Source organism: Pseudophaeobacter sp., from assembly GCF_039971195.1.
In the GTDB taxonomy this organism is placed as follows: Bacteria; Pseudomonadota; Alphaproteobacteria; order Rhodobacterales; family Rhodobacteraceae; genus Pseudophaeobacter.
Window position 1 is genome coordinate 17460 of sequence record NZ_JBDWPJ010000222.1, and the last position, 14879, is coordinate 32338.

12 protein-coding genes are annotated in these 14879 nt (G+C 58.0%); 6 read left to right on the forward strand and 6 right to left on the reverse strand.

Features of this window, described 5'->3' with window-relative positions; all coding sequences use genetic code 11:
- Nucleotides 1-129 precede the first annotated feature (129 nt).
- From rplA to ABJP42_RS19300, 3 genes are all read right to left on the reverse strand, one after another.
- Complete coding sequence (gene rplA, locus ABJP42_RS19290) at nt 130-828, reverse strand: 50S ribosomal protein L1 (RefSeq protein WP_348343341.1); 699 nt, start codon at nt 826-828, stop codon at nt 130-132.
- Nucleotide 829: 1 nt separating this feature from the next.
- Complete coding sequence (rplK, locus tag ABJP42_RS19295) at nt 830-1255, reverse strand: 50S ribosomal protein L11 (protein WP_348343343.1); 426 nt, start codon at nt 1253-1255, stop codon at nt 830-832.
- Nucleotides 1256-1493: 238 nt separating this feature from the next.
- Entirely contained in the window at nt 1494-2465 is a 972-nt protein-coding gene (locus tag ABJP42_RS19300) for a WcbI family polysaccharide biosynthesis putative acetyltransferase (protein WP_348343345.1), read from the reverse strand.
- A 488-nt stretch (nt 2466-2953) separates the two neighbouring features.
- Here ABJP42_RS19300 and ABJP42_RS19305 point away from each other — a divergent pair, with 488 nt between their 5' ends.
- The gene (locus tag ABJP42_RS19305; protein ID WP_348343346.1) at nt 2954-4438 is read left to right on the forward strand and encodes a BCCT family transporter; all 1485 of its coding nucleotides are present in this window, start codon (nt 2954-2956) and stop codon (nt 4436-4438) included.
- 204 nt (nt 4439-4642) lie between these two features.
- On the opposite strand, the gene nusG is transcribed toward ABJP42_RS19305, so the two are convergent.
- Both nusG and secE read right to left on the reverse strand, forming a co-directional pair.
- Nucleotides 4643-5176 carry a transcription termination/antitermination protein NusG gene (gene nusG, locus ABJP42_RS19310; RefSeq protein WP_348343348.1) on the reverse strand — a complete coding sequence of 178 codons (534 nt, stop codon included), beginning with the start codon at nt 5174-5176 and terminating at the stop codon, nt 4643-4645.
- Between the two features lie 286 nt (nt 5177-5462).
- Nucleotides 5463-5660: a preprotein translocase subunit SecE gene (secE, locus tag ABJP42_RS19315; RefSeq protein WP_348343350.1), complete on the reverse strand. Its 198-nt coding sequence runs from the start codon at nt 5658-5660 to the stop codon at nt 5463-5465.
- A 394-nt stretch (nt 5661-6054) separates the two neighbouring features.
- Here secE and ABJP42_RS19320 point away from each other — a divergent pair, with 394 nt between their 5' ends.
- From ABJP42_RS19320 to ABJP42_RS19340, 5 genes are all read left to right on the forward strand, one after another.
- A complete protein-coding gene (locus ABJP42_RS19320) occupies nt 6055-8289 on the forward strand; it encodes a tetratricopeptide repeat protein (protein ID WP_348343351.1) in 2235 nt (744 codons plus the stop codon).
- A gap of 540 nt (nt 8290-8829) precedes the next feature.
- A complete protein-coding gene (gene xylB / locus ABJP42_RS19325; protein ID WP_348343353.1) occupies nt 8830-10284 on the forward strand; it encodes a xylulokinase in 1455 nt (484 codons plus the stop codon).
- Entirely contained in the window at nt 10281-11585 is a 1305-nt protein-coding gene (xylA, locus tag ABJP42_RS19330) for a xylose isomerase (RefSeq protein ID WP_348343355.1), read from the forward strand. Before xylB ends, xylA begins: the two co-directional genes overlap by 4 nt.
- A gap of 58 nt (nt 11586-11643) precedes the next feature.
- Nucleotides 11644-12597, forward strand: a complete 954-nt coding sequence (locus ABJP42_RS19335) for an aldose epimerase family protein (RefSeq protein ID WP_348343357.1) — start codon at nt 11644-11646, stop codon at nt 12595-12597.
- Between the two features lie 26 nt (nt 12598-12623).
- Entirely contained in the window at nt 12624-13916 is a 1293-nt protein-coding gene (locus ABJP42_RS19340) for a cytochrome-c peroxidase (RefSeq protein ID WP_348343358.1), read from the forward strand.
- Here ABJP42_RS19340 and ABJP42_RS19345 read toward each other — a convergent pair.
- Nucleotides 13910-14879 (reverse strand): CRTAC1 family protein (locus ABJP42_RS19345; protein ID WP_348343360.1); only part of this gene is annotated, 970 nt, incomplete at its 5' end. The two genes, ABJP42_RS19340 and ABJP42_RS19345, sit on opposite strands and share 7 nt — an antisense overlap.

Below are 14879 nucleotides of genomic sequence, written 5' to 3' on the forward strand. Positions count from 1 at the left end.
GCCCCTCGCCGCGAAGCCCTCGCGGTTCGAAAGACTGCGCGCCTTTTAGAAATCCTGCATAGCCGAAGTCAAAAAAACAAAAAAGGCGGCACCACGGGGCGCCGCCTTCAAAATCCCAATTGGGACTAATTACTCTGCAACAGCAGCGTCTACGTCCAGCGTTACACCAGGGCCCATTGTCGAAGTCAGAACGATCTTCTTCATGTAGGCACCCTTGGCACCCGATGGGCGCGCCTTGGCAACGGCGTCGATAAAAGCAGAGACGTTTTCAGCCAGCTTGGCTTCGTCAAAAGACGCTTTGCCAACACCAGCGTGCACAACGCCACCTTTTTCCGCTTTGAACTGGACTTCGCCGCCTTTGGCCGCTTCAACAGCTGCTTTGACGTCCATGGTCACGGTGCCAACCTTGGGGTTTGGCATCAGGTTACGTGGACCAAGGATCTTACCCAGACGACCAACGATGGGCATCATGTCAGGGGTGGCAATGCAACGATCAAAATCGAGGTTACCGGCCTGGATGCTTTCCATCAGGTCTTCTGCGCCAACGATGTCTGCACCAGCAGCTGTTGCTTCGTCGGCCTTGGGGCCACGTGCAAAGACTGCGACGCGCATAGATTTGCCGGTGCCGTTTGGCAGGCCAACAACGCCACGAACCATCTGGTCTGCGTGACGGGTGTCAACGCCGAGGTTCAAAGCGATCTCGATGGTTTCGTCGAACTTCGAAGTTGCATTGGCTTTGACCAGAGCAACGGCTTCAGCAACGGTGAGGTTGGCTTTGCCAGCGACTGCTTCGCGCGCGGCGCGTGTACGTTTTCCGAGCTTTGCCATCTTACTTCACCTCGATGCCCATGGAGCGGGCAGAACCCAGAATGATCTTCATCGCCGCTTCGATATCGTTGGCGTTCAGATCCTTCATTTTTGCTTCGGCGATTTCTTTCACCTGAGCAGCGGTCACGGTGCCAACGGTTTCACGCGAAGGTGTCTTGGCGCCGGATTTAACTTTGGCAGCCTTCTTCAGGTAATAAGACGCAGGAGGCGTCTTGATGTCCATGGTGAAGGACTTGTCCTGATAGTAGGTGATCACGGTTGGGCAAGGCGCACCTGGCTCCAGATCTGCGGTCTTGGCGTTGAACGCCTTGCAGAATTCCATGATGTTGATGCCGCGCTGACCCAATGCGGGGCCAACTGGCGGGGAGGGGTTTGCCTGACCTGCAGCAACCTGCAGTTTCATCGAACCAACAAGCTTCTTAGCCATTTGGTTGTCCTTTCAACGGAGGATGAGACGCGTCCCATCCGGTTTTCTGTTGCGTGGTCCGACCGAAGATCGCGATCTCCGAATCTCCCACGAGAGAATCTCGCCCAAAGACGATTGGGGGCATGTACAGCGGAATGGCGCGACTGGCAAGTGGGGAGGGGTCCTGACAAAGCCCAATTCCCAATTAGAGCTCACAGAAGCCAGCACACAGATGTTTGATAGGCGACCAACTGCCCGATTAGGTAACCCCGTTAGGCGCTCCAAGTCGAAAAGCACGAAGGAGTGCAGAGGCTTTGCCACCGAGAAATGGCGTGATCGCATTTCTAACGATTGCGTAGGTTCTATTCTGCGCGGCCCGTCGCTCGACCTCTGCTCGGCCTTGCACATCGTACCAATCAAACATGGTCTGAATGAAATCTTCCAGGGGCATGTACTTCTCGTCACTGCATATTGTGTCGTGGTCGATCTCGAATTCAAGCTCTAGGGCGGCTTTCACCCAGCGCGGGATGGGCATGCAGTGGCCAAAGGCCCCCTTCAGTGCACCTGTGCGCGCTGGATCGAAATCAGAAATTCCCAGTTTCTCCGCCAAGGCACCAGTAAAGTGGCGCATAACTTCAGGCAGCGGATGGCCCTTAGCAAAATGCAGGCTGCTTGTCCGCCAGTGCTGCGCGTAATAGTCTGAAGCGATGATATCAGCGCCCGCCTCCTTCTCACGCTCCTTGAAGGCCGAAATGCCAGCCTCGACTCTCCCGCGTAGCTCGTTCCCGGTCAATAGCGCGGCATCTTGATACAATTCTGCCGCTTCCTTTGCCGAGAGCCCGCAGATATAGGCCGCCGCAAAAAGCATGTGTTCGTTCGCAGCAAAAGGAAAGCTGGGAACGTCAGGCCAAAGGGACGGCACCATCCCGAACATTAGCGCGTCGTATTGAAGCGCCGGGACAACGATCAATTGCTTCCCCTTCCGCTCAGTCCAACCCCTGATCGCTGTTGGCCGCATCTCTTCGATCCCTACGGACAGCAAGGGCTGTGCCACGATAACGTCAGCCTGTTCCATTTGCTCCAACAAGAATGGCGCGTCAGAATCTTTAATCAAATGGGCCTGTATCGTCTTGAGAAAATGCCAATCCCGGACATAAGATTCTGAACCGGTACGTAGAAAGTTATTGTATGAAAAACCCTGACAATTAGCGAGAAACAGTATTTTAGTCATAAGTGGCCCATCCAATTTGAAGGTCGCTTGCACGCAACCATCCAGAAAGCAAATCGTATAACACCACCCTCCAAAAGTTCAACCAAAGTGGTCTGGACATGCATGGAGCCCACAGGCCGCAGACGATGGCTCTAGGGGCTGCATTTTCCTGAACCTACAGTCCAGAAGCTCCACAAACCCTCATTTGCGGTATCCAATGCAAACACTTCGTTTGGCACCATCAGAAGCCCTGTGCAAAACGCGATCGGTTACTATGCAACTGCATTGTTTTAGCAGCCCAGACCCCAATGCGCCATCAGCGCACGCCGGGGGCAGCAGCAGGTAAGACTGCTTGATGTTGTCTGAATCTGTTTCGCGAGCGAAACATTTGTGTCCCACCGCTGACCTCAGAGAAGCCAGTGAACCAAAGTCACGACGCTTCCAATAAGCCCTTCACATGTCTAAGAAGGAAAGCACTGCCGCTCTGGACCTTGCCGAAAGTATGATCCATGCAGATCTCCCCCCTCCCGATTGTCGCTCTTTTGATCAGTGCAGCTATAGCCCTTTGGGGGATCCTGGATCCGCAGGGCCTCGGCGCAGTTTCTTCCAACCTTGTGGCCGCCCAGTTCACCAGCCGCGGCTGGTTCATCATGCTGGAGGCAAGTGGCCTGCTGTTTGTGGCTATTTTTCTGGCCTTCTCCCGCTTTGGCTCGATCCGCCTGGGCCCGGAGGGGGCGGAACCCGAATTCTCGACGCCAGCTTGGATCGCCATGTTGTTTGCCGCCGGAATGGGGGTTGGCCTGTTATTCTACGGCACGGCTGAACCTCTCACCCATTTCTCAGTGCTCCGGCAATTCTCTGGCGACCCGATAGCGGCCGAAAATGCTCTGTTTGTGACCTATGTAAACTGGGGGGTTCACGCCTGGGCGATCTACGGCGTTGTGGGCCTCGTCATCGCCTATTTTGCCTTTCGCCGCGGCGGCAGCCTTTTGCTGAGCGCGCCGCTCAGAGATGTCTATGGCCAGCATCGCTGGGCCCGCGCCCTGGCCTGGCTGTTTGATCTTTTGTCCATTGTCGCGATTGCGGTGGGACTGGCTGGGTCCCTGGCCATGGGCGTGTTTCAAATCCAAACAGGTCTGGCAGGGCTTATTGGCATCCCCAATTCCCATAGCCTGACAATTGGGGTCTTTGCCGCTATGTGTGTCGCCTTCTTTGTGCCACTGCAGCGCGAATTGGGAGAGGGCATGGCAAAGCTCTCCAATCTGGCCATGCTGATTGCCCTTTCGCTCATGCTGTTCTTGCTGGTGTTTGGGCCGACCTCCTACCTGATGAACTCCATTGTCTCCGGGGTGGGGCGATACACATTCAACGTCCTGCCCGCCGGTTTTTCCACCGCAGCGTTTTTTGACGGCCTCCTGGTGGATTGGTTTCAGGGCTGGACCCTCAACTACCTGATCTGGTGGCTGGCCTGGTCACCGTTTGTTGGCATCTTTATCGCCCGGATCTCGCGCGGGCGCACTATCCGCCAGTTTTTGACCGGCGTCATCATTGCACCCACCCTGTTTTCAATCTTCTGGTTTGGCATCTTCGGCGGCATTGGTTTTTTTGATGCCCTGCGCGGTGACGGCCAGCTTATGGACGTCAACACTCAAAGCCTCGACGCAACGACCTTTGCGCTGTTGCAGCAATTCCCGCTCAGCAGCCTGACCCAGGCGGCAACTATCATCGCCGCCTTTCTGTTTGTTGTGACCAGTGTTGTCAGCGCCGGGTTCACCCTCGCCATGATCGGGTCGGGCGGCGATGAAAACCCCTCCCCCCGCATTCGCAGTATTTGGGGGCTGATTCTGGCGGCTCTAGGACTGGCGATGATTTTTGTGAATGACGTTGCCGTGGTCCGTTCGATCATCGCCACATCCGCAATCGCTTTTGTGTTTATCGTTCCGATCCTCGTGGTTTGCCTATTCCGCGCGCTCAATAAGGAGGAACCAAAATGATTTCGCCAGTCATCGACACAGCTCTCAACCTTGCGGTTTTTGCCTATATCGGCTTCCTGATTTGGTTGGCGCTGGGTGGGGCCCATAAGGGGTGAACCGAAAGAGCCGCAACCCTTCCCTTTGCCGGAAGGGGCAGCCAACCACATAAAAACGCCGCGAGCCTGAGGGCATCGCGGCGCTTCTAATTCTGGATTTGCTAAGCGATCAGCTCTGCTTGGTGACCTGGGTAAAGTCCAGCTCGACCGGGGTTTCGCGGCCAAAGATCGACACCGAAACTTTCAGCTTCTGGGTACCGTCATCGACGCCTTCAACCATGCCGTCGAAGTCTTCAAACGGACCATCGTTGACCTTGACCTTATCACCGATCTCAAAGGAGATCAGTGTGCGTGGGGCCTCGATGCCCTCTTCGACGCGGCCAAGGATGCCCTGAACTTCGGCATCCCGCATTGGCATCGGACGACCCTGCGGGCCGAGGAAGCCGGTAACCCGGTTGATCGAGGAGATCAGGTGATAGCCGCGATCGGACATTTCCATGTGGACCAGCACATAACCGGGCATGAAACGGCGCTCGGTCGAGACTTTTTTCCCGCGACGGATCTCGATCACCTCTTCGGTGGGAACCAGGACCTCGTCGATTTCATCCTCAAGCCCCTGTTCGGCAACCGAGGTGCGAATCTGCTCTGCGATTTTCTTTTCGAAGTTCGAAAGAACGCTGACCGAATACCACCGTTTCGCCATGAACTTGACCGTCCTTAGTTTTGCCGCGCGAAAAATTTTCGACGCCGTCAGTGAAATTGATTTCTGCCGCCAATCCGCCCGGACACATATCGCGCCTGAACAAAAAGCGGCGCGCAACACGAATCGCCGCACGCCTACGTCAGAGGTTCCGGCTCAACTACCCGCCAATGGGGTCAAGATCAAGAGCCGGTCCGGAGTTTGTGCAAGCTTTCGCAGCCCGCGATCTGGTTGGTATGAAGCGCGAAAGACCCTTCGGCCCGTCTGTCACCTCACCAGATCAGGCCTCTCAGCCAAACATGCCCAAAAGGCCCTGTAGGCCAAAGCGGATCAAGAGATCAACCAGCGCAAAGAATACAGCCGTCAAAGCCGCCATGATAAAGACCATGACAGTGGTCAGCAGGACTTCACGACGGGTAGGCCAAACGACCTTGCTTACCTCGGCACGAACTTGCTGGATAAACTGAACGGGATTGAGTGTGGCCATTGCCTTGTGTCTTTCTGCTAGCAGGGTCTGCGGCATTTAACGCCAACTGCCCTCGATTTCAAGCCCTAGGCTGTATTCACCGCAAACCGCAATGCATTCAGCGCCGAGGTCAGGATCAACGCCCCATAGGCGCCGAGCCAATGAACACTGACGACCGTCGCACTGAACGCCCATGGTAGTCTCAAGCTCTCTCTCAAGCAGCCTGCCATGATCACCCAGCGCCTGCCTGCCTGCCAGGCAACGCGGCTTGCTTTCCCCCGCACAGCCAACAGCAACACTCTTTCAATTTGAAGCAACTCAATTTTAATTCCCTTCGATTATCAACAGGGAAAGCGGCCATGAAGCCTCAGAATGAAGGCTGGCCCGCCATAGCGTGACTGTGAGATAGGATTCCATGAAAATCGCCGCATCCCTGACCAAAGCAAACCGCCTGGAACGAGACCAAAAGCTGGAAGACGCCGCCAAGATCTATGGTGATATCCTGGCAAAGTTTCCAAAAAACACCCGTGCCCGCGCCGCGCTGGACAGTTTGAGTAAGACCATGCAGCAGGAGCTGGAACCACCCCAGGATCTCCAACAAAAACTGCTGACCAGTTTCCATGCCGGCGAACATGCCACCGTGGCTTCTGCCTGCGCCAGCCTGCTCAACACGCACCGCAAATCCTATTTCCTCTGGAATACGCTGGGCAAATGCCACCTGCAGTCCCAGAATCTGGACGCTGCCGCGACCTGTCTCAACAAGGCCTGCGAGCTCGACCCCAAGAACCCGGAAGCCTTTGTCTCCATGGGGGATGTCAGCCTGGCGCGCGGGCAGGTCGACAATGCACTGGCCCTGTATAAAAAGGCTTTGGATCTGGATGAGACCCATCTTAATGCCCTTTGCAACCTGGCCAGTACTCTGACCAGCCTTGGCCGCCTGAATGAAGCCAGCCCTCTGCTGCAAAAGGCGGCAGAAATCGCCCCGAAAAATCCCACTATCCTGTATAATTACAGCAATGTTCTACTCAAAACCGGTCAAGCGGCAAAGGCCAAGGAACTGCTGGAACTGGCCACCGAACTGGCGCCGGAACTGACCCAGGCACAGTACAACCTAGCGCAGCTCCACGCCGTGGGCGGAGACGAAGAGCAAGCCATCAAACGGTTTGAAACCGTGCTGGCCAAAAACCCCAATGATGATCGCACCCATGCCGCCAAGCTGCACGCTCAGGCGCAGCTGAGTGACTGGACCTGGGTCGAAGAATACCAACAGGCCCGCCGACAGCTTGGCCTGAAGGGCGTGGCCTGCGCCCCCCTGCAAGCGCTTTCCTTCGAGGACAACCCCGACCTGCTGCGCCTGCGCACCCAGGCCTATGCAAATACACTGATGCCTAATGTTCAGTTGCCGGCGCCGCTCGCCCCTGAGCTGCAGAATTCGGACCGCCCAGACCGGCTCCGGATCGGGTATTTCTCTTCTGACTACCATGACCATGCAACGATGCATCTGATGGCCGGTCTGTTTGAGGCCCATGACAAAAGCCGCTTTGACGTCATCGCCTATTCTTATGACGCCGCGCCGACGGACGACATGCGCCGCCGGGTGCAAAAGGCCGTCACCAGCTTTAAAGACATCAGCGGCCTGTCCAATGATGAGGCCACCAAGCTGGTAAAACAGGACCAACTGGACATCGCCATCGACCTAAAGGGCTTCACCGGGGATAACCGCGCGGCGCTGTTTTCCAATCGTCTAGCGCCGTTGCATATGTCCTATCTGGGTTTCCCCGGAACACTTGGCAGTATGGCAATGGATTATTTCATTGGCGACCACGTGACCTGTCCGGCTGGCAGCGAGCGGTACTTTGAGGAACATTTGATCCGCCTGCCCCATAGTTATCAGGTCAATGACGACAGCCGCCAGCTGACCGCGCGCCAGGTCACCCGCAAGAACTGCGGCCTGCCGGATGAGGGCTTTGTCTTTTGTTCTTTCAACAACAGCTACCAGATCACACCGGCTGAATTTGATATCTGGATGCGCCTGTTGGATCAGGTAGAGGGCAGCGTGCTCTGGTTGCTGGACTGCAGCGACACATCCAAGGCCAATCTGCGGCGCGAAGCGCAACAGCGCGGTCAAGATCCCAACCGGCTGATCTTTGCCCCGCGTGTCGACCAAGAAGAGCATCTTGCACGGCAGCAAGTCGCGGATCTGTTTCTGGATAGCTTTGTGGTCAATGCTCATACTGCGGCCAGCGACGCCCTTTGGGTCGGGTTGCCAGTCCTGACCCTACCCGGTCGCCAGTTTGCCGCCCGCGTCGGTGCCAGCCTGCTCAGCGCCATCGACCTGCCCGAGATGATCGCCACTTCTGCCGAAGACTACGAGGCGCGCGCCTTGAATCTGGCAAGGGGCCCCGACGCCCTTGCCGCCCTGCGGGTCAAGCTACAGCACAATCGCCAATCGGCTCCTCTGTTCGACACCAAGGGGTTCACCCGCACATTGGAAAATGGCTTTGATCTCGCCTACGAACGGCTGCTGCAGGGTCTGCCGCCTGCCCATCTGGATGTGACCGGTCCCGCCCTGCCTGACAGCGAAGTGCCGGATGCTGCATTTATCCGCCCCCTGCACAGTCAAAACCCGATCGTCGCAGCGCAGAGCTAACCCCCATAGGGGCGCAGGGGAGCGGTAAACCCCCTGCGCCCCTGCGGTCTTTGTTGTAGCTGAACAGTTCCGGACAAAACGGAAAAGCGCCCTCTGTCCCCGGGTTTCCAGAAGCATGCCCGGCTTACAGTTATCAACCGGAGCAAGAACCTCAAAGCCACTTGCTGGATCAAATCCCAGTGCAGTACCGCCGGCGCGATCACGCCGGGTTTTTTGATTTCCGTAGCTTTTTGCTCGCCAAGCGATCTGATGCGATCAGAGGCCGTATTCTGTCTAACGCCTGCGCAGGTCCTTCCCCAATGGGACCGCGCGCCTCAGATCGCCAGGCGTTTCTGCGTTCGGTCGGTACCATCCTGACAGCAGAACACCTTGCGCAGATTTGCTGGGCCTTGCGCTGCCTCCTTTCGGCGCTCCGCATTCCTGACAGCGATCTGGACAGCCCTGGGTCTTCCTAGACACCTTCGGAGTAAGACAAGGATTGCCTTTCTATTTAGTTTGTGTCTAAAATTTATTCACCTTTGGGAGTGGGCGTGACTAAATATGTTTGTTGGACTTGATCTTGGAACCTCGGGGCTGCGCGCCCTCTTGGTTGACGCTGACCAGAATACCGTTGCGGTGAGCGAAGCAGAATATGGCACGGGTCACCCCGCTTCGGGGTGGAGCGAACAGGCGCCGCAAGACTGGATCGAGGCCTGTACAACCGTGCTGAAGGATCTCTGCCAACAGGCCCCGCAGGGCATGGCGGCCCTGCAGGGGATTGGCTGTTCGGGCCATATGCATGGGGCGACGCTGCTCGATGCTGAGGCGCAGGTGCTGCGCCCCTGTATCATGTGGAACGACACCCGCAGCGCAGATCAGGCCGCAACGCTGGACACCCAGACAGAGGTGCGCCGCTTAAGCGGTAATATCGTTTTTCCCGGCTTCACCGCGCCCAAGCTTCTTTGGGTGGCACAAAACGAGCCAGAGATCTTTGCCAGGGTCGCCAAAGTTTTGTTGCCAAAGGATTATATCACCTTCTGGCTGACCGGAGACTTCACCTCCGACATGTCCGACAGCGCCGGAACCTCCTGGTTGGATGTTGGCGCGCGGGACTGGTCGGACCCACTGCTCGCAGCCGGCGGGATGCAAAAAGACCAAATGTCCCAGCTGTTCGAAGGCAGTGAAATCGCAGGCACAATACGCCCTGCCCTGGCCACTGAACTAGGCCTGCCACAAGGGGTTTCGGTGGCAGCCGGGGCTGGTGACAATGCGGCAGCGGCCTGTGGCATTGGTGCCCTGCAGGAAGGCGACGGTTTTGTCTCGCTGGGCACCTCTGGTGTCATTCTGGCCGCCCGAGACAGGTTTGCGCCGCAGCCCGAAAGCGCCGTGCATACATTTTGCCATGCCATTCCCGACACCTGGTATCAGATGGGAGTCATTCTGGCCGCCACCGACAGTTTGAACTGGCTGTCGCGCAACCTGCAACGGGATCCGGCGCAACTGACTGCGCTGCTGGGCGATTGCCTGACCGCGCCGGGAAGGGTCCAGTTCCTGCCCTATCTGTCTGGTGAGAGGACACCGCATAACGACAGTGCCATCCGGGGGGCGCTGATCAACCTCGACATCAGCTCTGATCAGGCCGATCTGACCCGCGCGGTGATCGAAGGCGTCAGCTTTGCCCTGCGAGACAGTTTTGAGGCGCTGAAATCAACCGGCGCCCGGCTGGACAGCGTCATCGCCATTGGTGGCGGGTCACAATCGCCCTATTGGCTGGAGCTGATTGCCACGGTTCTGGGGCTCCCGGTGCAGCTGCCGGCCCAGGGTGAATTTGGGGCCGCCCTGGGGGCTGCCCGCCTTGCCATCTGCGGCGTGACGGGGCGGCCTCCTGCCGAGGTGATGACCAAACCAGAAATTGCAACCATCATCACACCACGGGCAGATTTGGCCGACGCCTATGAAGAGGCCTATGCCGCCTACAAAAAACTCTATCCGTGCCTGAAAGGACTAACCAGATGAGCAGTTTTTTTGAGGGGATCTCTCCCATCAAATACGAAGGCCCGGACAGCAGCTCGGATCTAGCCTTTCGCCATTACAACCCGGATGAGATCATCCTGGGCAAACGCATGGAAGAGCATCTGCGCTTTGCCGTGGCCTATTGGCATAGCCTTGCCTGGGAGGGCGGTGATCCCTTTGGTGGCCAGACCTTTGAACGCCCCTGGCATCCGCAGGACGATCTTGGCCGGGCCAAGGTAAAGGCAGATGCCGCCTTTGAACTGTTTGATATTCTCGGCCAGCCCTATTTCTGCTGGCATGATGCGGATATTCGCCCCGAGGGAGAGGATTTTGCCCAGTCTCTCTACAATTTTGAGACCATCATCGATTATTTTGAAGAGAAGATGGCACCCCGTGACATCCGCCTGCTCTGGGGCACTGCCAATATGTTCAGCCATCGCCGCTGGATGTCTGGCGCATCGACCAATCCTGACCCGGATGTCTTTGCCTATTCCGCTGCCACGGTCAAAACCTGCATGGATGCCACCCACCGGCTCAAGGGTGAAAACTACGTGCTCTGGGGGGGCCGCGAAGGCTATGAGACGCTGCTCAATACCGATATGGGCCGCGAGCTGGACCACATGGGCCGGTTCCTCAATATGGTTGTGGACTACAAACATAAAATCGGCTTCACCGGTGCCATTCTGGTGGAGCCGAAGCCGCAGGAACCTTCCAAGCACCAATATGATTTTGACGCGGCAACCTGCTACGGTTTTTTGCAGAAATACGGGTTGGAAAATGAGGTGAAGCTCAACCTCGAGCAGGGCCATGCCATTCTGGCAGGCCATTCCTTTGAGCATGAAATCGCCACGGCGGCAGCGCTTGGGGTGCTGGGGTCGATTGATATGAACCGCAATGACTATCAGTCCGGCTGGGATACCGATCAGTTCCCCAATAACACCCCCGAAGTGGCATTGGCCTATTATCATATCCTCAAAGACGGCGGCTTCACCTCTGGCGGGACCAATTTTGACGCCAAGCTGAGACGCCAGTCGCTGGATGTCGAGGATCTGGTCGCCGCCCATATTGGCGGCATGGATATCTGCGCTCGTGGTTTCAAGGCCGCTGCCGCCATGCTGGAAGACGGCGGGCTGGAGCTGGCGCTCACAGAGCGCTACGCCGGTTGGGACAGCGCCGAAGCCAAAGCCATGCTGGGCAGTGACCTCGACGGCATTTTTGCACAGGTGAAATCCGGTAAGATTGCTCCCCAGCCGCGGTCAGGGCGGCAGGAGATACTGGAGAACTACGTCAACCGCTTTGTCTGATATGGCTCTGACATCCGCGACACGGCCCAGGTCGACACGGGGCCAACCGCAAGGCCAGGTGCAGCGTCAGGTTCTGTCGAACGGGGATGTCTCGCTCTCGATCCTGAACCTGGGCTGCATCACTCAGGATTGGCAGGTGCCCTTGGGACGGCGGCATGTGCCGGTTGTCCTGGGCTATCAGAACCCCCAGGACTACCTGAACAACCCCTGTTATCTGGGGGCAATTGTGGGTCGGGTGGCGAACAGAATTAGCCGCGCTTCGTTTGATCTGGGCGGGCAGCACTATCGGCTGCCGGCCAATGACGGGACCAATTGCCTGCACGGCGGGCTCAAGGGCATTGGCGCCCGGCTTTGGGACATTTCGGCGGATGGCAACCGGGTCGTACAGCTGACGCTGACCTCGGAAGATGGCGATCAGGGGTTTCCCGGACGGGTGCAGTTTGAGGTGACAATCAGCCTTGAAGGTCACACTGTGACCTATGACATGCGGGCCCGCGTGGACCGGCCCACGCCGATCAATCTGGCGCAGCACTCTTATTACAACCTGATGGGATCTGGAGCTGTATCAGAACACATATTGCAGCTGCCCGCGCGGCAGATCTCGGTAACCGACTGCGCCCAGGCTGCAACAGGAGAGACGCGGGAGGTTACCGGATCCCGGTTTGATTTTACCCAGGCTCAGGCGCTGGCCAAGGCCGACCCCAAAGCCAAGGGCTATGATCACAACTATATCCTGCCCCCCGAGGCCGCTTTTGCAGCTAAGGTGACCGCCCCTAACGGGCTCAGGCTCCTGTTGGAAACCGACCAGCCCTGCCTGCAGGTCTACACCGCGACCCATCTGCAAAAATGTCATGTCCCACTGCCAGGGCAGGTACATCACCGCTATGGCGGTCTGTGTCTGGAAGCGCAGGGCTATCCCAATGCTCCGAACCTGAGCAGCGCGCCCTCCATCCTTGCGACACCTGAACGCCCCTATCACCACCAACAGAGGGTCACCATATGCGCATCATAAACAGAACCCTCCGGGCAGCGGCTGCCATGGCATGTTTTACCACAGTATTGGTGCCGCCAGTTGCTGCTGGACCGCTGCCGGATCCAGTGGCCGAATTCCCCGCCCTAGACATGCGGTCGGTGCAGTTGGGGCGGCTGTTGTTTTATGACCCTATTCTCAGTGGCAACCGCTCTGTCTCCTGTGCGACCTGTCATCACCCCCATTTTGCCACTTCGGACGGGGTCTCGCTGGGCCTTGGTGATGGTGGCATTGGGCTGGGGCCCAAACGGCAGCAAGATCCGCAAAACCCGCCAGAGCAACGCATTCCGCGCAACTCCCCGGCGCTGTTCAATCTCGGCGCCACAGAATTCACCCGGTTTTTCCACGACGGGAGGCTCGAAGTAGACCCTAGCCGCCCCTCGGGCATCCGCACCCCAATGGGGCGCGAGATGGAAGAAGGTTTCAAATCCGCCCTTGCGGCGCAGGCGATGTTTCCAGTGCTCTCGGCAGATGAGATGGCCGGGCATTACTCAGAAAACGAGATAGCCCAGGCGGTTCGCCAGGGATTCATCACCGGCGAGGCCGGCGCCTGGGCGCGTCTCTCTGCGCGGGTAGAGGCGATTGCGCCCTACCGGCAGGCCTTCTCTGAGCTGCAAGGCACAGCCGCGCCGATCACCTTTGCCGATATTGCCAATGTGATTGCGGATTTTATCGCCTTTGAATGGCGCGCCGATCAAAGTGCTTTTGACAAGTACCTGCGCGACGGCACCGCCCTTCCACCCCTGGCCGCCGCGGGCATGGAACTGTTTTATGGCAAGGCCGGCTGCGACAGCTGCCATTCGGGTCTGTTTCAAACCGACCACGGCTTTCATGCCATTGCCATACCGCAGATCGGCCCTGGCAAGGCGGCCCGGTTTGAACGTCACAACCGGGACCTTGGTCGCATGCGGGTGACCGGAGAGGCGGCCGACGCCTATCGGTTCAGAACGCCCTCACTGCGCAATGTGACAGCGACCGCCCCCTATGGGCATAGCGGTGCCTATAGCAGCTTGGAAGATGTTGTGCGCCATCACCTCAACCCCATCTCGGCGCTGTCAGCCTATTCCGTTGAGCAGGCGCGATTGCCGGATCCCGGTTTTGCCAATGACACAGCCCTGATGCAGGACCCCGGAGAGGTCAGTGCCATTGCTGCCGCCAACGAATTGGTGCCGCTAAACCTAAGCGATCAGGAAGTGCAACAGATCCTGTCCTTTCTGGAGAGCCTGAAGGATGCGCAAAGCCTGGCCGGGCGATTGGGCAGTCCCGATGCGGTTCCCAGCGGGTTGCCGGTGGATCAATAGGGCGCAACACGCAGCCCATCAGCCGTCCGGATGAGCCTTAGCCGTTGGTTGGTATCCACTACGATCCAATCTGACACCTGTTGATCAGGCCAGATCACCCGCAGGGACACCCGTTTGGCCGCGCCCAGTCCAAAATGCTCCGGGCCGGAAGCCCCGCCCGCATGACCGCCGCCAATCTGCACTTCGCGGCGGCGCAGATCTGGATCTGACTTGACCTCGATGAAGGCGCCTACTGCGCCCAGGTTTGGCGCCTCTTGGTGCAGTTGCAGCGAAAGCCAGTTGCCCGCATGTGCAGTGACATTGCGAAACAGCTCCATCGGGGCGCGGCGATTCACCACCGCCAGATCCAACAGCCCATCCGCATTGAGATCCACGAGCGCCGCGCCGCGGCCTCGATGCAAGCTGCCAATGCCTGCGGCGGCTCCGGCCTCGGCAAAACTGCCATCCCCCATTTGCAGCAACAGATTGTTTGGATCCTCCATGGCGCTGCCCGGCATCTGTTCGACATTGCCTTTGGAGACAAAAATATCGTCACGCCCATCGTTGGTCACATCGCCAAAACTCACGTGCCAGCCGGTAGAGGGCCGCCCATCGCCACCCATATAGGGCCGGTGCGCCGTGGCGCCGGTCTCAAAGGGCACATCCTCCCAATGTGGCGCATCCTCGCGCGCCATGTTTTGTAGGCGTTGATCCCCCATCGAGGTGAGATAGACCTCGGTCCGGCCGTCCAAATCGAGATCCCGTGCAGCAATCCCCATGCCCCACAGCGCATAGGGCTTCCAGCCCTCTGCCTCGGTATAGAGGCGCGGTGCCTGCTCCATCGCCCAGAGCTGTTCCTGCCCACCGGATACATAATAGTGACGGTCATTGCTGACCCGCAGATCTGCCCACCCCTGTCCCTGCCAATCGCTGAACAGCATCGACAAGGCGCAATAGCCGGGCGTCAGCGGCTGCGCCGCATAG